Source organism: Streptomyces nodosus (assembly GCF_008704995.1).
Lineage (GTDB): Bacteria > Actinomycetota > Actinomycetes > Streptomycetales > Streptomycetaceae > Streptomyces > Streptomyces nodosus.
Genome location: NZ_CP023747.1, coordinates 4,664,755 through 4,686,136, shown reverse-complemented (window position 1 = coordinate 4,686,136; position 21,382 = coordinate 4,664,755). Strand labels below are relative to the sequence as shown.

The following is a 21,382-nucleotide window of genomic DNA, read 5'->3' as shown; positions in this document are numbered from 1 at the left end:
CCCGAGCCGCCGTAGCTCTTCCGCACCGGGGCGCCCTGGAACCGTTGTCATCGGTCCCAGGGCGCCCCGCGGCGTTTCCCGGGCCACACCGCACCCGGAGTCCCGACGGACTGCCCGTGCGTGCGCCTGTCGGGTTGCTAGCGGCGGCGCAGGTCCGCGACGCGGGCGCGGTCTCCCGTGGGGGGCTCCCCGAGGACCGTCGCGCTGCGCAGCTGCGGACCGCCGCCGGGGACCTGGCTCCGGCGCGGGCCCGGTAGGGGCACATCACGGCGCGGCTGGCGCCCCGCCGGGACCGGCTCGCCGCCCGAGGCCCCCGCGACCGCGATCGCCACCCCTTGATCGGCCAGGGCCTGGAGCTCGGTGGCCGCCCGGTCGTCGTGCACCGGCGGCTCGTCGGTCACCAGCCGGGTGATCACATCCGTCGGCACGGTCTGGAACATGGTGTCCGTGCCGAGCTTGCCGTGGTCGGCGAGGACGACCACCTCCGCGGCCGCCTGCACCAGCGCACGGTCCACGGACGCCGAGAGCATGTTGGACGTGGAGAGCCCGCGCTCGGCGGTCAGACCGCTCCCGGAGAGGAACGCCTTGGAGACTCTGAGGCCCTGGAGCGACTGTTCGGCGCCGCTGCCGACGAGGGCGTAGTTGGAGCCCCGCAGGGTGCCGCCGGTCATCACCACCTCGACGCGGTTGGCATGGGCCAGCGCCTGGGCCACCAGCAGCGAGTTGGTGACCACGGTCAGCCCGGGCACCCGCGCGAGCCGGCGCGCCAGCTCCTGGGTGGTGGTCCCGGCCCCGACCACGATGGCCTCGCCCTCTTCGACGAGCCCCGCGGCGAGATCGGCGATGGCCGTCTTCTCCGCGGTCGCGAGATGTGACTTCTGCGGAAAGCCGGACTCCCGCGTGAACCCGCCCGGCAGTACCGCACCGCCGTGCCGGCGGTCGAGGAGTCCTTCTGCCTCCAGTGCGCGCACGTCCCGCCGTACGGTCACTTCGGAGGTCTGGACGACGCGGGCGAGCTCACGGAGCGACACGGCCCCGTTGGCTCGCACCATTTCGAGGATCAATTGACGACGTTCTGCAGCGAACACGAAACTGACAGTAACCCCAACGACCGTCTGCTTTCAGCAGTTTGCGCCGAATAACAGAAGTTGTTCGCACGACAGGGACAAGAGTGGTATATACACCCAGCCCTGTCGCTTATGCCGCACGCGACGTCGACGACTCCCTGTGACCGGCCCTCCGACCGGCCCTCCGACCGGCGCCGCGCCCGCCCGTCAGACCTCGACGCCGCTCTTGCGGGTGTGCAGCTGGCGGGCCACCTCGGCGATCGAGCCCGAGAGGGAGGGGTACACGGTGAAGGTGTTGGCGATCTGTTCGACCGTCAGATTGTTGTCGACCGCGATCGAGATGGGATGGATGAGTTCGGAGGCGCGCGGGGCGACCACCACGCCGCCGACGACGATCCCGGTGCCGGGGCGGCAGAAGATCTTGACGAAGCCGTCCCTGATGCCCTGCATCTTGGCGCGCGGGTTGCGCAGCAGCGGCAGCTTGACGACCCGGGCGTCGATCACGCCGGCGTCGACATCGGCCTGGGTGTAGCCGACGGTGGCGATCTCCGGGTCGGTGAAGACGTTCGAGGAGACGGTCTTCAGGTTGAGCGGGGCCACCGCGTCGCCGAGGAAGTGGTACATGGCGATGCGTCCCTGCATGGCGGCGACCGACGCCAGGGCGAAGACACCGGTCACGTCACCAGCGGCGTACACGCCGGGGGCCGAGGTCCGGGAGACCTTGTCCGTCCAGATGTGCCCGGACTCGCGCAGCTTGACCCCGGCCTCCTCAAGGCCCATCCCGCTGCTGTTGGGGATCGCGCCCACGGCCATCAGACAGTGCGAGCCGGTGATCACACGCCCGTCGGAGAGGGTGACCTCGACCCGGTCGCCGACCCGCTTGGCGGACTGGGCGCGCGAGCGTGCCATGACGTTCATGCCGCGGCGCCGGAAGACGTCCTCCAGGACGGCGGCGGCGTCCGGGTCCTCGCCGGGCAGCACCCGGTCGCGCGAGGAGACCAGGGTGACCTTGGACCCGAGGGCCTGGTAGGCACCGGCGAACTCGGCACCGGTGACACCGGAGCCGACCACGATGAGCTCCTCGGGCAGCTCGTCGAGGTCGTAGACCTGGGTCCAGTTGAGGATCCGCTCGCCGTCCGGCCGGGCGTCGGGCAGCTCGCGCGGGTGGCCGCCGGTGGCGATGAGCACGGCGTCGGCGACGAGGGTCTCCTCGCTGCCGTCCGCGGCCCGTACGACGACCTTGCGCGAACCGTCCAGGGCCTGCATGCCCTCCAGCCGGCCGCGCCCGCGCACGACCCGGGCGCCGGCCCGCGTGACGGACGCGGTGATGTCGTGGGACTGGGCGAGCGCGAGCCGCTTCACCCGTCGGTTGACCTTCCCGAGGTCGACCCCGACCACCCGGGCGGCCCGCTCCAGGGGCGGAGTGTCATCCGCGACGATGATGCCCAGCTCTTCGTACGAGGAATCGAAGGTCGTCATCACCTCGGCCGTGGCGATGAGCGTCTTGGACGGCACGCAGTCGGTGAGCACCGACGCCCCGCCCAGGCCGTCGCAGTCGACGACGGTCACCTCCGCGCCGAGCTGCGCGGCGACCAGCGCCGCTTCATATCCGCCGGGTCCGCCACCGATGATCACGATCCGAGTCACATGCTCCATTGTCCCGCACGCCTCGGGCGACCCTCCTCCGGGGGCCGGGCGCGGGTGCATCTGTTGCAGAAGAGACGGACGTGGCGCTGCCGTACCCTCGAGGCATGTCGCTCTACGCCGCGTACGCCGCCAATCTCGACGCGCGGCTGATGAACCGCCGCGCACCCCATTCGCCGCTGCGCGCCACCGGCTGGCTCAACGGCTGGAGGCTGACCTTCGGGGGCGAGCAGATGGGCTGGGAGGGCGCCCTCGCGACGATCGTCGAGGACCCGCTGTCGCAGGTGTTCGTCGCGCTGTACGACATCGCCCCGATGGACGAGGAGTCCATGGACCGCTGGGAGAGCGTGGGCCTGGACGTCTACCGCCGGATGCGGGTGCGCGTCCACACCCTGGACGGCGAGGAGACGGCCTGGACCTATGTCCTGAACGGCTACGAGGGCGGCCTTCCGTCGGCCCGCTATCTGGGGGAGATCGCGGACGCCGCCGAGTCCGCGGGGGCGCCGCACGACTATGTGATGGAGCTGCGCAAGCGACCGTGCTGAACGGGCGTCGTGCGGCTCCCGGTGACCGGGCCGGACCGCTGCCCGGCGTGCGGCGCCACCTGCGACGACCGCACCCTCCCACGCCGTGGCCCCCGCCCCGTTCGGGCCTTCGTCGGAAACGACAAGACAACGATCGCATTGCCGTGACCACCGCCATCTACGCGCGTAGGCACAAAGCGGCTAGTCTCATGCGCGTGAACGCATCTCTTCTTCCGGACGACATCCAGGGCGCCCCTTACGCCGCCGCCGACACGGCTGCCGCGCGGCTGCGTGAGCTGACGGGTGCCGAGACCCATGACGTCGCTCTTGTGATGGGCTCCGGCTGGGCTCCGGCCGTGGACGCCCTCGGCGAGGCCGAGGCCGAGTTCCCGGTCACCGAGCTGCCCGGCTTCCCGCCGCCGGCCGTCGAGGGGCACGGCGGCAAGATCCGCTCGTACCGGATCGGCGACAAGCGCGCCCTGGTCTTCCTCGGCCGTACGCACTACTACGAGGGCCGCGGCGTGGCCGCCGTCGCCCACGGGGTCCGCACCGCGGTGGCCGCCGGCGCCAAGACCATCGTCCTCACCAACGGCTGCGGCGGGCTGCGCGAGACCATGCGTCCCGGCCAGCCGGTGCTGATCAGCGACCACATCAACCTGACCGCGACCTCCCCGATCGTCGGCGCCAACTTCGTCGACCTGACGGACCTCTACTCCCCGCGGCTGCGCTCCCTGTGCCAGGAGATCGACCCCTCCCTCGAAGAGGGCGTCTACGCGCAGTTCACCGGCCCGCACTACGAGACCCCGGCGGAGATCCGTATGGCCCGCACCCTCGGTGCGGACCTGGTGGGCATGTCCACGGTGCTGGAGGCCATCGCCGCGCGCGAGGCCGGGGCCGAGGTCCTGGGCATCTCCCTGGTCACCAACCTCGCCGCCGGTATGACGGGTGAGCCGCTGAACCACGAGGAGGTCCTCCAGGCCGGCCGGGACAGCGCCACGCGCATGGGGGCGCTGCTGGCCCAGGTGCTGAACAGGCTGTAGGACGGGCTCGGCCGGGAGGCACGGGCCCCCGGGCGACGCGGACCCCCGCAGGAACACCCAACGAGAGGTTGACCCGACGTGCACGACGAACTCATCGCACGGGCCAAGGCGTGGCTGGCCGAGGATCCCGACGCGGAGACCCGTGCGGAACTCGCCCGGCTCATCGACGCCGAGGACCACGCCGAGCTCGCCGAACGCTTCGGCGGCACCCTCCAGTTCGGCACCGCCGGTCTGCGCGGCGAGCTGGGCGCCGGTCCCATGCGGATGAACCGCGCCGTGGTCATCCGCGCCGCCGCGGGTCTGGCCGCGTTCCTGAAGGCCAAGGGCCGGGGCGACGGCCTGGTGGTCATCGGCTACGACGCCCGCCACAAGTCCGCCGACTTCGCCCGGGACACCGCGGCCGTGATGACGGGCGCGGGCCTGCGCGCCGCGGTCCTCCCCCGCCCGCTGCCCACCCCCGTGCTCGCCTTCGCCGTCCGGCACCTCGGCGCGGTGGCCGGGGTGGAGGTCACCGCGAGCCACAACCCGCCCCGGGACAACGGCTACAAGGTCTACCTCGGCTGGGGCTACCCCGGCTCCGAGGCCGACGGGGGCTCCCAGATCGTGCCCCCGGCCGACGCCGAGATCGCGGCCGAGATCGACGCGATCGACTCCCTCACCTCGGTGCCCCGCCCGGACAGCGGCTGGGACACCCTGGGCGAGGACGTCCTCCAGGCCTATCTCGCCCGTACGGACGCCGTGCTCACCCCGGGCTCCCCCCGCACCGCCCGGACCGTCTACACCGCGATGCACGGCGTCGGCAAGGACGTCCTGCTCGCCGCCTTCGACCGGGCCGGCTTCCCCGCCCCGGTGCTCGTCGCCGAACAGGCCGAGCCCGACCCGGACTTCCCGACCGTCGCCTTCCCCAACCCGGAGGAGCCCGGCGCGATGGACCTCGCCTTCGCCGCGGCCCGCGCGACGGATCCGGACCTGATCGTCGCCAACGACCCGGACGCCGACCGCTGCGCGGTGGCCGTCGAGGACGGCGGTCGGTGGCGCATGCTGCGGGGCGACGAGGTGGGCGCCCTGCTCGGCGCGCATCTGGTGCGCCGCGGGGCCACCGGCACCTTCGCCGAGTCGATCGTCTCCTCCTCCCTGCTGCACCGCATCGCGGACCGGGCCGGGCTGGCGTTCGAGGAGACCCTCACCGGCTTCAAGTGGATCGCTCGTGCGGAGGGCCTGCGCTACGGCTACGAGGAGGCGCTCGGCTACTGCGTCGACCCCGAGGGCGTGCGCGACAAGGACGGCATCACGGCGGCGCTGCTGGTGACCGAGCTGGCCTCCGAGCTCAAGGAGCAGGGCCGCACCCTGCTCGACCTGCTGGACGACCTCGCCGTGGAGCACGGGCTGCACGCCACCGACCAGCTCTCGGTCCGCGTCCAGGACCTCTCGGTGATCGCCGACGCGATGCGGCGGCTGCGCGAGCAGCCCCCGACCCGGCTCGGGGACCTGCCCGTCACCGGCTCCGAGGACCTCAGCCGGGGTACCGCCACGCTCCCGCCCACCGACGGGCTGCGCTACACGCTCGACGGGGCCCGGGTGATCGTGCGCCCCAGCGGCACGGAGCCGAAGCTGAAGTGCTATCTGGAGGTCGTGGTCCCGGTCGCCGGGCACGACGAGCTCCCGGAGGCCCGCCGGAGGGCGACCGCGCTTCTGGAGGCGCTCAAGCGGGACTTCGCCGCGGCGGCGGGCATCTGACCGCCAGGCACGGCACTGCCCCGAGGGCAGCGGACCACGGGCCCGATCCACGACGGATCGGGCTTCTCCGCGCTCCCGGGGGCCTCAGACCCGCATGAGATAGCTGAAGCCGGTGTCCGGCCCCACGCAGGACTGAAGGGTGAGGTCGCCCCAGTACAGTCCGGCGGCAGGGGCGCCACGGCCCGGGGTGATGTAGTGCGCGTACACCCGGTAGGTCCAGCTGCCCCGGGTCGTGGTCAGCGTCACGGTGCTGCCCACGGGCAGGGTGGCGAACCGGTCGAAGCCCCGGCAGTAGTCGTGCCCGACGACGACCAGGGTCCGCAGTTCGTAGCCGTCCTCGTCGCCTATCTCGGGCCCCGCCCACTGGACCGCGTCCCGGCAGGCGTCCACCTCGTCCTGGCCGCCGCGCGCCACGGAGGCGGACCAGTCGCCGATGCTGAGTACGGCCCGTCCGGGCTCGGGGGACGGGCCGGAGGGGGTGGTGGCTCGGGCGGTGGGGGTCGTGGCCGCCGTGAAAGGTGCCGCGGGACTCGTCGACGGGCGGGAGAGATCGGGCCCCGGAACGCGCGCACCGCCGGAGGCCGACGGACCGGGGGCCGGGCTGCCGGAGGCCGGGCGCTCCCGGGCCGGAGCGGCGGTGGGCGAGGCCACCTCGGGCGAGGGACCGGACGGACCCGGCGGGCGGGCGGCGCCCTCTTCGCCCCCGTCCCGGCCGTGCCCGGACCCCGGGTCCCCGGACGCGGGGCTTCCGGAGGCGGGGTCGCCGGACACCGGGTCCGCCCCGGACACCCCCGAGACCCGGACGACCGGCGCGCCCCGCGCCGAACCGCCGCCCGGCGCGCAGGAGACCACCAGCGCGAGGCCCGCGAGCAGGCCGAGCACCCGCACGACCACGGACGCGGCCGCCCCCGGGCCCCTGGACCGTCGTACGGCGCCCCGCCACCGTCCCGCGCTCCCCCGCCCGTACCGGCCGGCCACCGACCCCACGGCCCCCGTGGCCCCGGAATCGAAGTCCTGCGCCCCCGCGCTCGCGGGACCGCTCACCCGAACCGTCCGTTCACATAGTCGGCGGTGCGTTCGTCGCGCGGGGCGTGGAACATCGCGTCCGTCTCGCCGTGCTCCACGATCACGCCCGGCGTCCCGTGCGAGGCCAGGAAGAACGCACAGGTGTCCGAGACACGCGCCGCCTGCTGCATGTTGTGGGTGACGATCACGATGGTGACCTCGGACTTGAGTTCGGCGATGGTCTCCTCGATGCGGCGGGTCGAGGTGGGGTCGAGCGCCGAGCACGGTTCGTCCATCAGCAGGACCCGGGGTCGTACCGCCAACGAGCGTGCGATGCACAGGCGTTGCTGCTGGCCACCGGAGAGCGCGCCGCCGGGCTGGCGAAGCCGGTCCTTGACCTCCTTCCAGAGCCCGGCCTTGGTGAGGCACTCCTCGACGAGGTCGTCCTTGCCGTCCCGGCTCGCCTTGATGGCGTTGAGCTTGAGACCGGCGAGGACGTTGTCGTACAGGGACATCGCGGGGAACGGGTTGGGCTTCTGGAAGACCATGCCGATCTCACGGCGCGCATGGGTGATACGGCGGCCCCGGTCGTAGATGTCCTCGCCGTCGAGGAGCACCCGTCCGGCGAGCGAGGCCGAGGTGATCAGTTCGTGCATCCGGTTGAGGATGCGCAGAAAGGTGGACTTGCCGCAGCCGGAGGGGCCGATGAGGGCGGTGACCCGTCCCGCGGGCATGGTGAGCGAGACCCGGTCGAGGACCTTGTGGGTGCCGAACCAGGCGGAGATGTCCTCGGCGCGGAGGGTGGCCGGATTCGCCCCGGCGACGACGCGCGGCTGGACGAGGGTGTCCACCAGGTCGGAGGGGCCTGAGGGGCCGGGGGTGTCGATGAGGCCGGGCATGTCGGTCATGGGGCAGCTCCCGTTCGGCGGGTCAGAGGAGGTTCGGCAGCAGGACGGTGAGCGCACCGGCGTCGGCCAGTCCCAGCGCCGCCAGGACGGGCGCCGCGCAGATCCAGGTCTGCCAGCGGCCCCAGACGCGGTACGACCAGGCGGTGAGCAGGGCCGCGAGGAGCAGCCCCTGCGACCACAGGAAGACGGGCAGCCAGGCGTCGTCCTCGCCCGCCAGAGCCTCTTCCGAGGGGGCGATCCCGCCGGAGCGCGGCGGGGCGGGCTGCACCTCGGTGACCAGCTTCGCGTCGACGCGGAGGACACCGTTCGGTGTGTACGGGGCTCCGGTGGCGGTGATCAGGGTGAGCCGGCCCTGTCCCTGGCCGGGCGGGACGGGCAGTTCGTCCCCGGCGTGCCGGATCCCCGTGATCTCGTACACGGAGGTGCCCTGTCCGGTGGTCAGTTCGACGCGGGCGCCGAGGGGCAGTCGGTGCAGCGCGTTGAAGGGGCCCCCGTAGCCCCACTGGCGGCCCATGACGACGACGGTGCCCGCCTGTCCGGGCATCGGGGTGTCCCGGCGGTGCCCGGGTCCCGATTCCAGCACGGTCGAGGTGGTGCCCTCGGCGACGACCTGCCTCACCCCCAGGGCGGGGATGCGCAGCAGGGCGACGGGGTCACCCTGGGCGATCGGCTTGTCGTCATAGCCGTGCTGGCCCACCGGGGCGGTGCCCAGGGCGAGTTGGCGGCGCAGCTCGGCGTATGCGGTCCGCTGGTCGCGGGCGTGCTGGAGGTGTCCGACGATCGTCAGATGGGCGGCGAAGCCCAGGAGGACCGCGGCCAGGACGCAGAGCATGGCGCCGCCGAGGGCGAGTCCGGGGCGGCCGGGGGGCGGCGCCACGGGGCGGGCCGCAGATGCCGCGGCGGTGGGCGGCGCCTTCGGCGGTGGGGCGAGCACGGTCACGGTGGTGCACTCCTCGAGGTCGGGGCGGGCCCGGGGCACAGCCGTGCCCCGGGCCCGTGCCGGTCAGTCGCCGAAGGCCAGCAGGCCCTTGCGGCGGGCGATCAGGACACAGGCGGTGCCCGCGCTGAAGAGCGCGAGGCCGGCGAGCCCGGCCGCCGCGACCTGGCTGCCGGTGTGCGCCATGGATCCGGTGGGGCCGGGGTCGGTGCCGTTGCCGCCGGACGAGCCGCCCGAGTCGGCGCCGCCGGAGCCGGAGGAGCCGCCCGTCAGACCCGAACTCTGGGAGGGGTTCGGGGACTTGATGCCGACGTCGCCCGTGCTGAAGGCGAAGTCCACGCTGTGGCCGCCGGTCTCGGCGAGCGTCAGCACATGGCTGCCGTCGGCGATGTCGGAGGGCACCGTGAAGGGGTAGTCGGTCACGGTGCCGTCGGCGTCGGCGGTCGCCTCGTCGAAGGTCGCGCTGCTGTCCGCGAGGGTGACCTCGACCTTGGCGTCCTCGGTGTAGCCACGGGCGGTGATGTGCACCGTCTGGCCGGGCGTGAGAACGGGGTCGGCCTCCAGCGGGTTGCCGTCGGCGTCGGTGACCTCCAGGTCGGCCGGGCCGGTCGGGGACCCGGAGTCGGTCGGCGTACCCGTGTCGGTGGGCGTACCCGTGTCGGTGGGGGTCGGGGAGCCGGTGTCGGTGGGGGGAGGGGACTCGATCGGGTGGACGTTGTAGCTGCTCGTGGCGGTCGACGGCGCGTAGGCGTCCGTGTCGGCCGGGGTGAAGGTGGCGGAGATCGTCTGTTGGGCCTGCGGCAGAGCCGTGGTCTTCAGGACGGCGGTGCCCGATGCGACCGTCGCCGTGCCGAGTTCCTGGGACCCCTTCGCGCCGAGGGAGGAGGTGAAGGTCACTTCGCCCGGCACGTCCGCCGGCTCGACGTGCGCCGTGAGGGTGACCTCGGCGCCCGGCTGCGCTTCGTCGGCCGGGTCGGCGGTGAGCGTCAGCGTGGTGACCGCCGCCTTGGCGACCTCCCAGGTGTTGCCGGTGACGACGATGTTGAGGCCGAAGTAGACCACCGGAGCGACGGGGTCGTCGAGGCTGATGCAGCGCAGTTGCAAGGGGTACGTGCCGTCGTGTCCGGTGCTGCTGCCGAACCACGTGATGAACCGGCTTGCCAGCGAGGCCAGCGTGGAGTTCAGCTCGACGGAGACGGGGGCGTCGCTGTAGGTGTCTATCGGGGACTGGCCGAGGGAGAGCGATTCCCCGGTCGCCGGGTTGATCACCATCAGCCGGACCCGGTCGGCCTGGTCGGCCGGGCAGGGCGCGTCCGTGGTGACGCGGACGGCGAACGGGTTGTCGTCCGTGCTGCCGCCGTCCTGATCGAGCGTCAGTTTGCCGATGCTGGTGTCGGCGTGCGCGCCGGACGCGGAGGCCAGGAGGGCCGCGGCCGCGCCGAGGAGCAGGGCGCAGCACATCAGCAGCGCCGGAAGTGTTCTCGCTCGCGCGAGGGATGTCATGGTCGGATCCCCCCATGGGGTGTCGTGGGCCGTTCGGATACGCCGGGGGGCCGGGCACCACTGGGGTGCCCGGCCTTGGCGCGGTGACAGGGTGGAGCGGTCAGCGCTCGCCCTTGAGCGAGGTGTCGCCGCAGTTGGCGATCGCGCCGAAGCCGTAGTCCTGGATCGTGCCGGAGTTGGTGCAGACCTTGGAGGACGCGCCGACGAAGGTGGCCGCGACGGTGGCGTCGGTCAGCTTGGCGGTCGGGACGACGTTGTAGACGTCACGGGAGTAGGGGAAGGCGGTGTTGAGGGCGCCCTTGGCGGTCGGGGCGACCCCGTTGACCTTGCCGAGGACGGTGACGCCGTGGCGGTCGGTCACCACACCGCCGGTCTGGGCGAGGTACTGGGCCACCGAGTACGGCGCGATGTCGCCGACGCCGGTGAGCTCCACGCCGTTGTGCTCCTGCATCTCACGGACGCACGAGCCGACCTGGGCCTCGGTGACGCCGATCTTGTCGAGGAAGAAGGTGCGGGTGCCGGAGTTCTTCTGCGGGAGCAGCGGCGTCAGGGTGACGCCGTTGAGGGAGGTCAGCTGGCAGGAGAAGACCTGGTTGAGCTGGGCGGTGCTCAGGTCCAGGTTGTTGTTCAGGGCGCTGTTGCTGCGGACCGCGATCGTCACGGCGTCCTTGGCGAACGGGATCCACGTCAGCTTGCTCGTGGAGGTGTCCGCGGTACCCCGCGAGGAGCGGGCGAAGTCCAGGCAGCCGTCGTTGTTGGCGAGGGAGGCGCGCAGCGCGTCGATGCCGGCCGACGAGCCGTCGGGGCGGTCGATGACACAGCCGGAGTCGCGGGTCTGGATGGTGGCGGAGCCGGTGGCGTTGTAGGAAGCGATGGTCTTGGGGCTGCCGATGACCTCGCTCAGGCCGTTCACGACGTCCTGCGTGGTGTCGGAGCCCACGCCGGCGAGCACGCGGTGGGAACCGTCGGCCGGGTCGGCGAAGGCCGGGGCGGCCAGCACGCCGAGGGTGAGGGCGGTGGTGGCCGCGACGGCGCCGATACGTGCACGGGACTTGACGTTCACTTCTTTGCTCCTCCGTGAAGACGGATGACGAGGAATGGACGGTCAAGCAGAATCCGGATTTTTGTGCTGCCGACCCGTCGGCCGGCCAGCGCCAACAATTCCGCATACCGGATCACCTGGACCACCAAATCCATTTGCCCAGCGGGTTAAGAGCTTCTTTCCGAGATCACACCAAGGGAATTTCATGACGGGTATGAAGATTTCCCGGAGCCCGGTCGGGCCCCGGGAGATCCGGTCAGGTCACCCGGTTCTGCGCACGGACAGCCTCAGCATCACGGGACCGGCCAGCGCTGCGACCCCGCCCGCCACGAGCACCCCGAGGAGCACCCAGCGGACGATCCCGAGGACCGTCGCGGGAGTGAGGCCGCCGGACGAGGCGACGGACTGCTTCGCCGGGTCCTGGCCGGGTGCGGTGGGGTGCGCGGAATCCGAGGTGTCCGGGTTCGGCGAGGAGGAGGCGGCTCCGGCCGCGCCCCCGGCGGAGTCGGCGGAACCCGGGCCGCCGCCCGAACCGGTGCCGCCGCCCGATCCCGGGCCCGAGCCGCCGCCGGAGTCCGTGCCGCCCGTACCGCCGCCCTCTCCGGAGCCGCCGCCGGCGCCGGTGTGCGAGCCGCCCGTCGTACCGGAGTCCACGGGAGCCGTGCCTTTCTCCAGCACGTCGGCCGCCTTCTCGGCCTGTTGCCGCAACGCGGCCGGCAGGGGGGCGTAGCCGAACGGCAACTGCCCTCGCGCGGTGCCCTGCTGCTGACCGGCACCGGCCGCGTACCGGATGACGCGCGCGTAGTCGGCGCGCACCTCCTTGGGCCGGTCGGTCGAGGTGGCCGCGTACACCACCGAGGTCAGCGGGTAGGCACCGTTCCTGGCCTTCGCCGGGGTGGCCGCCTTGACGCCCGCGACCGGGGAGTCGGGCATCTGGGAGACCGCCTTGAGCATGGCGGAGGTGGTCGGCTTGACGTACTCGCCGTCCGCGTCGGCGAGGGCCGCGACGTCCAGCTGGTAGCGCGACGCGGACGCGGCGTCGGTGATGCCCCAGACACGCCGGTCGCCGGCCACCAGAGTCTCCCCGACGAGCTTGGGCGGCCCCGCGCCGTCGCCGATCCGGAACACGCTTCCGGAGTCGGCACGCCGGACCCGCAGGGCCCCGTCGTGCATGTCCTGCGCATATGGCCCGATGTCGGTCACGCCGTACGGCAGTGTCACCACCCCGGCGCTCGCGTCGGTCGTGGTGGGGTCGGCCTTGGGAAAGTCGTCAGGGGCGTCGGAGACGAGATTCAGCTCCTTGTAATAAGGGTTGATCTTCATTCCCCACGGGTCCGGGGTGCCTTTCAGGAATTCCCGGGCGTCGTTGTCCGACTGGAGATAGCGCCACACCAGACGATTCGCGTCGGAGGTGTCCGCCGTCACCATGATGGCCATGAGCGCCTTGGGCCGGTGGATCGGATCCGTGTCGAAGACCGGATTGAGCTTCCGGAATTCCGGGTCCATCACGATGGAGTCGGGATTTCCGGAGAGGTGCTCGGGCGCGGGCACGTCATAGGCGACGAGGCGCACATCGCGTATGTAGGACTCGGTCAGCAGCTTGGCGAGCAGCCGGGCGTTGAGTCTCAGGTCCTTGACGCGCCCGCCGATGTTGTCGTCCTCCCAGATGAATCCGACCGTCAGCCCGCTCACCGCCACCGGGGCGTGCACCACGGGTGCCGCGCCGTCCGGGGGCTGGACCGGGTCGAGGGTGAAGGCGAGTCCCGGGGACGAGGAGGTCGGGTTGGTGATCATCGAGCGGGCGTATTCCTCGCCGCTCTGGGTGAAGACGAACCGTGACCCACCGCCCTTGCAGAGCGCGGACTGCCAGGAGGTGATCGCGTCGGTCACCAGCTCGGAGCCGATCATGCGACGCTCCTGCTGGTCCGCCGCGCAGGAGTCGCCGACCGGCAGGAAGTCGAGCCGGAAGACGATGCGCTGGTTCCAGTTGGACTGGCTGAGCGCGGAGGTCCGCAGCACGCGGTCCGACGGACTGGTGCCGTCGGGGTCGTGCTCGCCCCGTGGCACCACCACCAGCCAGCAGGGCTGGATCGCCCCCGAGGAGGTGGTCCGCGCGCCGCACCCCAGATGCGGCGACTCACGCGAGGACTTCATCTCGAACACCGTGTCGCCGCCGCCGTCGGGCCCGTCGGGCGCCCAGGACTGGGCGTTGGTGTCGTTCCCGCTGAAGTAGGTGTGGTCGGTGGCCGAGGTGGTCGGGTCTCCGTGCACCGGGCGGAAAGGCACGAACGGATTGCTGAAGACATCGCCGTCGGTGTACTGGGTCTCCAGCGGGTCCGTCCCCTTGGGCAGCACGCGCAGACCGCTGAACAACGGGCTGGGGGGCGCGTCCCCGAACTCGCACTGTTCCCGCGAGGGCCCGTCCGGGTCGTCGCCCCAGCACTGCATGAGCTGGAGGTAGTCGACGTACTTGTAGCCCGAGGCCGGCTTCCCACCGGTCCAGGTCACCTGTACGCCCTGGCCGCGCAGGTTGTTCGTCTGGTGGACGGTGACCTCGAGGTCCGAGAAGTCGTCGTACGGGCCCTTGGTCCCGGCCTTGGTGACGGCCGAGTCGTCGGCCGAGGCGGCCTGTGCCTGGCCCTGCGGCAGCGGGAGCAGGGCGAGGACCAGGGCGGCGAGCAGCGAGCCGATCCCCGCCACGATCCGCGATCTCATACCGGTTCCCCCTTGCGGCGGGCGCGGGCCGCGAGGGCCCGTGCGGTGAGCGGCGGGCCGACGACCACGCCGAGGAGCAGCACCGCGGACAGCGCCATCAGCGCGCTGCGCAGGCCGAACCGGTCGGAGGCGAGACCGACGGGACTGGCCACCACGGAGGTGTCGCCGCCTCCGGTGCCGCCGTCCGCGCTGATCACCTGGCCGGTGTCGGGGTCGATGGTCGTGCCGCCCTGGGTGGCGGCGGCGGACTCCTGGGCGTCCGGGATCCCGTCGCCGTCGCTGTCCTGGGTCGCGCCGGACGTCGGTCCTGCGCCGCCGGTGCCACCCGTGCCGGTGCCCTTGCCGCCGCTGCCCTTGCCGGTGCCGTTGCCCGAACCGCCGCCGCTGCCCGAGCCGTTGCCCGAGCCGCCGGAGGAGCCGTTGCCGCCCCGTGCCTCCGGCTTCACCGCGGTGTCCTGCCCCTGGGCACCGGCGGTGCCGTCGGAGCACTGTGTGGGGCCCTTCCGGTCACAGTCCTTGGGGTGCGGGGCGTTCTTGGCGAGGGTGTTGGTGCCGTCCGAGGAGAAGGTGGGGTTGCGGCACTTGTTGATGTTGATCTCGCTGGTGGGCGCGCCCGGCACCCGGCGCACCTGGTCGAAGCCCGCCTCGACGAGGTTCTTGGGCAGCGGCGAGTAGCCGAGTTCCTCTGCCTGCTGCTGGCCGTCGCACAGGAAGTAGTTGGCGAAGGTGCCGAGCGACAGCCCCTTGTCCTTGGTCATCGGGTTCTGGTCGCCGCCGATGGTGGTGGGCAGGATCATGTAGCTGTAGCTGGAGAGCGGATAGGTGCGGTCGTCCGTGTTCCGGTAGACGCCGTCGAGGATCTGCGTCAGATAGTTGTCCGAGCCCTTGTCCTGGTTGATGGTCGCGCCGGTCAGGGCCACGGCGACGCTGGAGGCGGTCGGCTCCACGTAGTAGCCGTGCAGGTTGAGCATCTTGGCCACCGGGAAGCCGGTCTTGATGGCGTAGGAGTACTCGACGTAGGTGATCGAGCCCTCCGCCTGCGGCTGGCGCACAAAGCCGGAGACGCCCAGCGAACCCGACTTGGCGATCATCGAGGAGCCGGGGAGGACCGGGTAGTACGAGGTCATCCCGCAGGCGCCGCTCCGGCCGGTGCGCCCGCAGTAGTCGTTCCACAGGGCGCCCTGTTCCTTGGCCATCCAGGTGGTGAACTGCGCCGTCGTACCGGAGCCGTCGGAGCGCACCACCGGGACGACACGGCGGGCCGGGAGGGTGAGACCGGGGTTGTCGGCGGCGATCGCCCCGTCGTTCCACATGGTGATCTTCCCGGTGAAGATCTTGGCGATCACCTCTCCGGACAGCCGCAGATTGGTGACCCGCTTGCCGCCGATCGAGAGGTTGTACATGAAGGCGGTGCCGCCGGCCACGATCGGCATGTACGCATAGCCACGGGTCGGCGGGGCGTCGCGGACGCCGCCCTCGGTCAGCCCGTAGGGGATCTCCGAGACGGCGAAGTCGACGACCCCGTTGCGGAACTGCTCACGGCCCTGCGAGGAGCCGTTGGCCGTGAAGTTGACCGTCATGCCGATGTTCGCGGAGATGTTGCGGCGCCACTGGTCGAGCGCGTTGGAGCTCCAGGTGGAGCCGGAGCCGGTGATCTTGGTGTAGGTCGCCGCCTGAGCGGTCGGCATCCGGGCGGCGAGCAGCGCGCACAGCAGTGCGAGGCTCGTCGCCCAGAGGCGGAAGGCGGTTGCGGGTCTCACGACGAACTCCTCGGTTCCTTGCCTGCGATGGCGGACGGACGGCTGCCGAGGACCGCGGTGGCGGACCTGCGGCTCGCGAAGCGGTGGGCGTCGCGGCGGGAGGCGACGACCCGGCGGTGCTCCTGACGGCGGGTCAACTGGCCGGGGCCGCGCCCGCCGATCACCCGGGCGGCGATGAACAGCAGCAGCACTAGGACGAGCAGGGTGGCGGCGGCGCCGAAGCCGCGGGCGATCATCGCGGGCTCGGGCGACTGGACGAACTGGAAGGCGGCCAGCGGCAGCGACACCATCGGCCCGGAGAGCGGGTCGGCGTTGAACTCGGCGGTGGACCCCGCGGTGAGCAGGACCGGCGAGGTCTCCCCGATCCCGCGGGCCGTGCCGAGGATGACGGCCGTGGTCAGGCCCGAGCGGGCGGTGGGCAGGACGACATGCCAGACGGTGCGCCAGCGGGAGGTCCCCATGGCGTAGGCGGCCTCGCGCAGGGTGCCGGGCACCAGCCGGATCACCACGTCGGCGGCACGGATGATGATCGGCAGCATCATCACCGACAGCGCCAGCGCGGCGGCGAAGCCGGAGCGCTCCATGCCGAGGGTGAGGATGACGGTGGCGTAGATGAACAGGCCGGCCACGATGGACGGCAGTGCGGTCATCGCCTCGACGATGGTGCGCACGAACCGGGCGAAGCGGCCCGGGACCTCGTTGAGGAACACCGCGCACACCAGTCCGGCCGGCACGGTGATGACCAGAGCGATCAGGATCTGGATCAGGGTGCCGGCGATCGCGTGCAGCACACCGCCCGTGCTCAGCGGCTCCAGCGGGCCGGCGAGCTTCATGTCCTCGGTGAAGAAGTTCAGGTGCGGCAGCGCCCTGCGGCCCTCCCAGAGCGTGTAGCCCACCACGAAGACGAGCACCGTGATCAGCAGGGCCCCCATCGAGCGCACCACGGCACCCGCGAGCCGGTCCACGACCGCGGGCCCGTCCTCGTCGAAGGAGACGGTCAGCGCGTACAGACCGAGGAACAGCGCATAGGCGACGACGACAAAGCCGACGGCTCCGTCGAAGGGCAGCAGCCATGTGAAGAGCAGCCAGGTCAGAGCGAGCGCGGCGGCCCCGGCGCCCAGGAGCGCGTACACATCGGTGGCGCGGCTCCCCGAGACGGAGCGCCGTCGTTCGTCGCCGGCCGGGGGCCTGGTCGGCAGGGTGGTGCGGGGGCGGTCGGGTGCCAGGGTCATGGCGGCTCTCCTCCGGGTGGCGGGTCAGGCTTCGCTGGCCGCGCCGGAGCGGCTGCGGGCGACGATGGACGAGGCGGCGAAGTTGACGATCAGGGTCATCACGAAGAGCGAGAACCCGGCGGCCATCAGGGCGGACATGCCGACCTCGGTGGCCTCGCCGTAGCGCAGGGCGATCAGCGAGGAGACCGAGCTGGTGCCGGACTGCAGGATGTGCCACTGCACGGCGAACACCTGCGAGATGATCATGTAGACGGCGATGGTCTCGCCGAGCGCCCGGCCGAGCCCGAGCATGGTGCCGCCGATCATGCCGCCCTTCCCGAACGGCAGGACGACGCTGCGGATCATGCCCCAGCGGGTCGCGCCGAGCGCATAGGCGCCCTCCCGCTCACCGGCCGGGGCCTGCGAGAAGACCTCGCGCATGATCGAGCACATGATGGGCGCGATCATCATGCCCACCACCAGCCCGGCGATGAAGGTCGAGGAGGTGTAGACGGTCTCGGGCGCCAGCGGGTCCCCCGGATCGGCGCCGTCCACCTTGAACAGCGGGATCCAGCCGAGGTACGTGGAGATCCAGCGGGCGGTCGGGATGACCTTGCCCTCCAGCAGGAACAGGCCCCACAGTCCGTAGACCACCGACGGCACGGCGGCCATCAGGTCGACGACGCTGATCAGGGTCTGGCGCAGCCGGGGCGAGGCGTACTCGGAGATGTAGAGCGCGGCGCCGGTCGCCAGCGGCACCGCGACACAGACGGCGACACAGGCGATGAGGACCGTTCCCGTGAGCACGGCCGCGATGCCGAAGTGGCCCGCGTCCGGCTCCCAGGCGGCCGTGGTCAGGAACGACCAGCCGGCCCGGTCGAACGCCAGCCATGCCCGGTACAGCAGGAACCCGCCGACCAGCAGCATGACGGCGAGCACCGCACCGCCTCCGCCGCGCGCGACGGCGCGGAAGACACGGTCGGGCAGACCGGGGTCGGCATACAGCCGCCGGGGGAGGTCGGCGGCCGGGGCGCCGGATTCGGCGGAGGCGAGCGAGGGCTGTCTCTTTTTGAACGGCACGCCTCCGAACCTCCGGGTGCCTGGTTGACTTGCTCGCCCCAAGGGGTGAACGAGGGGTTTCCTGGGGAGAACTTCGCTCCGCGGGGCGGGAGTTGGGGGCCCCGAGTGAATGCGGGGGCCCCGGAGCGGAGGAGTTCGCGCGCCTGGTCGTGGGCGAACTCGCGGCGCGATCAAAGGGGTCGGACTGCGCCGGGCCGCCGTTTCCCTGGCATCGCCCCCGGAACGGTGCGAGCTGGTGAACGACCGGGCCCTGTCCGCGCGGTGTCCGACCGTCCGCGCCTGGCGCGGTCGAGGAGCCGAGAGCTTGCTACGGAAGCAGGGTGAAGGCAGTCACGTGCGCGGGGCGGACCATGCCGAAATGGCGGCGGTCCAGCGTCGCGATGCCGCCCGCACGGAACTTCTCCGCCACGGCCACGACGAAGGCGTCCGCTGTTCCCAGGGGAAGACCCGCGTACCGTTCCACCGGATCGGCGGCCCGCGCGGCTTCGGACAGCCGGTCCTCGGGCAGGGCGTCCAGCAGGCGGTGCGCTTCCTCGCGAACCGTCATAGCAGCCGATGCACGGTCCACAAAGCCATCCAGCCCGGGACTTTCGGGCGCTCCCCGGGGCTCCTCCCCCGCTCGGCTTCGCTCGAGCGGGGGAGGAGCATACGCGGGTGGCGCCGCTGCTCGGGTCAGCTCTCGCCCCAGAGTTCCGGTCCCGCGGGGTCGAGGGCCGCCAGCAGTGCGCGGAAGCGTTCGTAGGAGGCCCGGCAGGTCGCATGGCGTTCGTAGGCGCGTGCGGAGGTCGCCACGGGCCGGCCGCCGCCGTCCCAGACGAACCACACCCAGCCGCCGCCCTCGGCGGTGTGCTGGACCCCGCCGCCCGCCATGGCGTGCCGGGCGCACATCGCCGTGAAGGCCGCCCGGCACCGTTCATGTGACTCATGGGCCGTCGCCGACACGGCTAAAGAGCGCCCGTTCGACGCCACCAGCCGCCAGCCGAACCGGCCCCGGACATCGATGTCGATCTGACATCGCATTCCCACGGTAACGGCATGTCTCGCCGCCCCCTCCGACCGTGCCATGACACGTCCCACCCCCACCGCCCGAAGAGAGAGCCGCAGGCAAGGGCCCCCTGGGCGGCCTCTGTGCGGCCTGTTCAATCTACTGAGGCCGCGCTGACCGGTCCGGGACAAACCGATCACACCGGGTCACGGTTCATGTCGATGTGTTCCCTTGGACACCCCTAGGCAAGGAAGAGGCACCCGTCCGGCCGGAGGGAAACCGTTTGCGGGGGCCGGGCACCGTCCACGATCCGGACGGTACGGAGTCGGGCCCGACCACGATCCGGAGGGCGCGGAGGGGCGGTAGCAGGGGGCCCCGCGCCTCAGCCCAGCGCCACCAGGATCACCAGCAGCACCGCGCCGGCCGCCGCCGGTCCGAGCACCTCGTACGCCCAGCGCACGCTCGGCTCGCCCTGGGCGCGCTCGGACTTCTGGTGGCGCTGGGACAGCTCGCGCAGCTCGTCCATGGTCTGGTCGGTCCTGGCGCGCACCGGCCCGGCCGGGGCCGCCGTCGGCGAGCCGCCCGCCGCACCGCGGCCCTCCTGGCCCTGGGAACGGGACTGCTGCCGGGCCGCCTTGTTGCGCGCGCGCAGGGACACGGGCAGCGCCCACAGCTGGTACCTGGTGCCGCCGGTGGCGACGGCCTCGTTGGAGTAGCCGGAGCGCAGCGCGGAGAGCGAGCCCCAGGGCAGCACGATCACCCGGAACGGGTTGCGGATGCGCAGCCGCTCCTCGCTCGCGTACACGGCCGGGCGCAGGGTGAAGGCGACGATGAGCGGGATCACCAGGATCATCCCGGCGAGCGCCAGCCAGGGCGTGCGGCCGTGCCCGACGACCAGCGCGTCGATACCGAGCCAGAGCACCACGGCCAGCAGCAGCACACCGGCCGCGATCCCGGCGGGCGACCGGTAGATGCGGTCCTGGTACTCGGGGGCCGAGGGGTCCGGCGCGGGCGCCTGGTGGTCCGGGGTCGTCATGCACCCGATTCTGCACGACGGGCGGCAGGACCCCGGCGCCCGGTACGCAACCGAGGCCCGCACGGTGTGCGCCCGTATCCGCGGTGTGTCCGGGCCGTGACCGGCCGGTGTCCGGGCCGCGTCAGGATTCCCCAGAGGGGCTGTACAGCCGCTACGCGCGTAGATATGCTCGCCTGGTGACCATGCCCACCACTGCATCCTCTCCCAGGCTCCCGGCTTCGCTCGGCGAGCAGGGTGGCGCCCCCGCGCACCCGCTCTCGGACGTCGCCTCGTCGGACAGCACGCTGCGCCGCTTCCTCCACGGGCTGCCCGGCGTCGACGCGGTCGGCCTGGAGGCGCGCGCCGCCTCCCTCGGCACCCGTTCCATCAAGACCACCGCGAAGGCGTACGCCATCGACCTCGCCATCTCGATGGTCGATCTGACGACGCTGGAAGGCGCGGACACCCCGGGCAAGGTCCGGTCGCTCGGCGCCAAGGCGGCCCACCCCGACCCGACGGACCGCACGGCTCCCACCACCGCGGCCGTCTGCGTCTACCCCGACATGGTGGCCGTCGCCAAGGAGGCCGTCGCGGGCTCCGGGGTGAAGGTCGCCTCCGTCGCCACCGCCTTCCCTGCGGGCCGTGCCGCCCTCGAGGTGAAGCTGGGCGATGTGCGCGAGGCGGTGGCCGCGGGCGCCGACGAGATCGACATGGTCATCGACCGCGGGGCGTTCCTCTCGGGCCGGTACATGAAGGTGTACGAGGAGATCGTCGCCGTCAAGGAGGCCTGTGGGCAGCGGGCCCGGCTGAAGGTCATCTTCGAGACCGGTGAGCTGTCGACGTACGACAACATCCGGCGCGCGAGCTGGCTCGGCATGCTGGCCGGCGCCGACTTCATCAAGACCTCCACCGGCAAGGTCGCCGTCAACGCCACGCCCGCGAACACCCTGCTCATGCTGGAGGCCGTCCGCGACTTCCGCGCCCAGACCGGCATCCAGATCGGTGTGAAGCCGGCGGGCGGCATCCGCACCTCCAAGGACGCCGTCAAGTTCCTGGTCCTGGTCAACGAGACCGCCGGCGAGGACTGGCTGGACAACCACTGGTTCCGCTTCGGCGCCTCCTCGCTCCTGAACGATCTGCTGATGCAGCGCCAGAAGCTGGCCACCGGCCGCTACTCCGGTCCCGACTATGTGACGGTGGACTGATCCC

At 72.0% G+C, this 21,382-nt stretch carries 18 protein-coding genes; 4 read left to right on the top strand and 14 right to left on the bottom strand.

Annotation, left to right across the window (positions count from 1 at the left end):
- Nucleotides 1–137 precede the first annotated feature (137 nt).
- Both CP978_RS21210 and CP978_RS21205 read right to left on the bottom strand, forming a co-directional pair.
- Complete coding sequence (locus CP978_RS21210) at nt 138–1,088, bottom strand: DeoR/GlpR family DNA-binding transcription regulator (RefSeq protein ID WP_079162241.1); 951 nt, start codon at nt 1,086–1,088, stop codon at nt 138–140.
- 186 nt (nt 1,089–1,274) lie between these two features.
- Nucleotides 1,275–2,774 (bottom strand): NAD(P)H-quinone dehydrogenase, encoded by a 1,500-nt coding sequence (locus tag CP978_RS21205; protein WP_107070420.1) that lies wholly within the window; start codon nt 2,772–2,774, stop codon nt 1,275–1,277.
- 44 nt (nt 2,775–2,818) lie between these two features.
- Here CP978_RS21205 and CP978_RS21200 point away from each other — a divergent pair, with 44 nt between their 5' ends.
- The 3 genes from CP978_RS21200 (at nt 2,819) to CP978_RS21190 (ending at nt 6,012) form a co-directional block, all read left to right on the top strand.
- Nucleotides 2,819–3,256, top strand: coding sequence for a gamma-glutamylcyclotransferase family protein (locus CP978_RS21200; RefSeq protein ID WP_043443339.1), 438 nt, complete (start codon nt 2,819–2,821; stop codon nt 3,254–3,256).
- 194 nt (nt 3,257–3,450) lie between these two features.
- Nucleotides 3,451–4,275 (top strand): purine-nucleoside phosphorylase, encoded by an 825-nt coding sequence (locus CP978_RS21195; protein ID WP_043449166.1) that lies wholly within the window; start codon nt 3,451–3,453, stop codon nt 4,273–4,275.
- Between the two features lie 78 nt (nt 4,276–4,353).
- Nucleotides 4,354–6,012: a phospho-sugar mutase gene (locus tag CP978_RS21190; RefSeq protein ID WP_043443337.1), complete on the top strand. Its 1,659-nt coding sequence runs from the start codon at nt 4,354–4,356 to the stop codon at nt 6,010–6,012.
- Between the two features lie 84 nt (nt 6,013–6,096).
- On the opposite strand, the gene CP978_RS21185 is transcribed toward CP978_RS21190, so the two are convergent.
- The 12 genes from CP978_RS21185 to CP978_RS21130 form a co-directional block, all read right to left on the bottom strand.
- Entirely contained in the window at nt 6,097–7,056 is a 960-nt protein-coding gene (locus CP978_RS21185; protein WP_144401475.1) for a sortase family protein, read from the bottom strand.
- Entirely contained in the window at nt 7,053–7,925 is an 873-nt protein-coding gene (locus CP978_RS21180) for a phosphate ABC transporter ATP-binding protein (protein ID WP_227745422.1), read from the bottom strand. The genes CP978_RS21185 and CP978_RS21180 overlap by 4 nt, the downstream gene beginning before the upstream one ends.
- Before the next feature lie 22 nt (nt 7,926–7,947).
- Nucleotides 7,948–8,865, bottom strand: coding sequence for a sortase (locus CP978_RS21175; protein WP_144401474.1), 918 nt, complete (start codon nt 8,863–8,865; stop codon nt 7,948–7,950).
- 63 nt (nt 8,866–8,928) lie between these two features.
- Nucleotides 8,929–10,365 carry an Ig-like domain repeat protein gene (locus tag CP978_RS21170; RefSeq protein WP_079162240.1) on the bottom strand — a complete coding sequence of 479 codons (1,437 nt, stop codon included), beginning with the start codon at nt 10,363–10,365 and terminating at the stop codon, nt 8,929–8,931.
- Nucleotides 10,366–10,465: 100 nt separating this feature from the next.
- Complete coding sequence (locus CP978_RS21165; RefSeq protein WP_052454223.1) at nt 10,466–11,428, bottom strand: substrate-binding domain-containing protein; 963 nt, start codon at nt 11,426–11,428, stop codon at nt 10,466–10,468.
- Between the two features lie 240 nt (nt 11,429–11,668).
- On the bottom strand, nt 11,669–14,122 hold the full coding sequence (locus CP978_RS35280) for a hypothetical protein (RefSeq protein ID WP_052454222.1): 2,454 nt from the start codon (nt 14,120–14,122) through the stop codon (nt 11,669–11,671).
- Nucleotides 14,119–15,882, bottom strand: coding sequence for a phosphate ABC transporter substrate-binding protein PstS (gene pstS, locus CP978_RS21155; protein WP_207312893.1), 1,764 nt, complete (start codon nt 15,880–15,882; stop codon nt 14,119–14,121). The genes CP978_RS35280 and pstS overlap by 4 nt, the downstream gene beginning before the upstream one ends.
- Nucleotides 15,879–17,114, bottom strand: a complete 1,236-nt coding sequence (pstA, locus tag CP978_RS21150; protein ID WP_052454221.1) for a phosphate ABC transporter permease PstA — start codon at nt 17,112–17,114, stop codon at nt 15,879–15,881. The genes pstS and pstA overlap by 4 nt, the downstream gene beginning before the upstream one ends.
- A gap of 24 nt (nt 17,115–17,138) precedes the next feature.
- On the bottom strand, nt 17,139–18,173 hold the full coding sequence (gene pstC, locus CP978_RS21145) for a phosphate ABC transporter permease subunit PstC (protein WP_052454220.1): 1,035 nt from the start codon (nt 18,171–18,173) through the stop codon (nt 17,139–17,141).
- A 307-nt stretch (nt 18,174–18,480) separates the two neighbouring features.
- On the bottom strand, nt 18,481–18,720 hold the full coding sequence (locus CP978_RS21140; RefSeq protein WP_063839069.1) for a PIN domain-containing protein: 240 nt from the start codon (nt 18,718–18,720) through the stop codon (nt 18,481–18,483).
- Between the two features lie 125 nt (nt 18,721–18,845).
- The gene (locus CP978_RS21135) at nt 18,846–19,193 is read right to left on the bottom strand and encodes a hypothetical protein (RefSeq protein ID WP_144401473.1); all 348 of its coding nucleotides are present in this window, start codon (nt 19,191–19,193) and stop codon (nt 18,846–18,848) included.
- A gap of 347 nt (nt 19,194–19,540) precedes the next feature.
- Nucleotides 19,541–20,194 (bottom strand): PH domain-containing protein, encoded by a 654-nt coding sequence (locus CP978_RS21130; protein ID WP_043443329.1) that lies wholly within the window; start codon nt 20,192–20,194, stop codon nt 19,541–19,543.
- A gap of 182 nt (nt 20,195–20,376) precedes the next feature.
- Between CP978_RS21130 and deoC the strand changes: the two genes are divergently transcribed.
- The gene (gene deoC / locus CP978_RS21125) at nt 20,377–21,378 is read left to right on the top strand and encodes a deoxyribose-phosphate aldolase (protein WP_107070419.1); all 1,002 of its coding nucleotides are present in this window, start codon (nt 20,377–20,379) and stop codon (nt 21,376–21,378) included.
- Nucleotides 21,379–21,382: the final 4 nt, after the last annotated feature.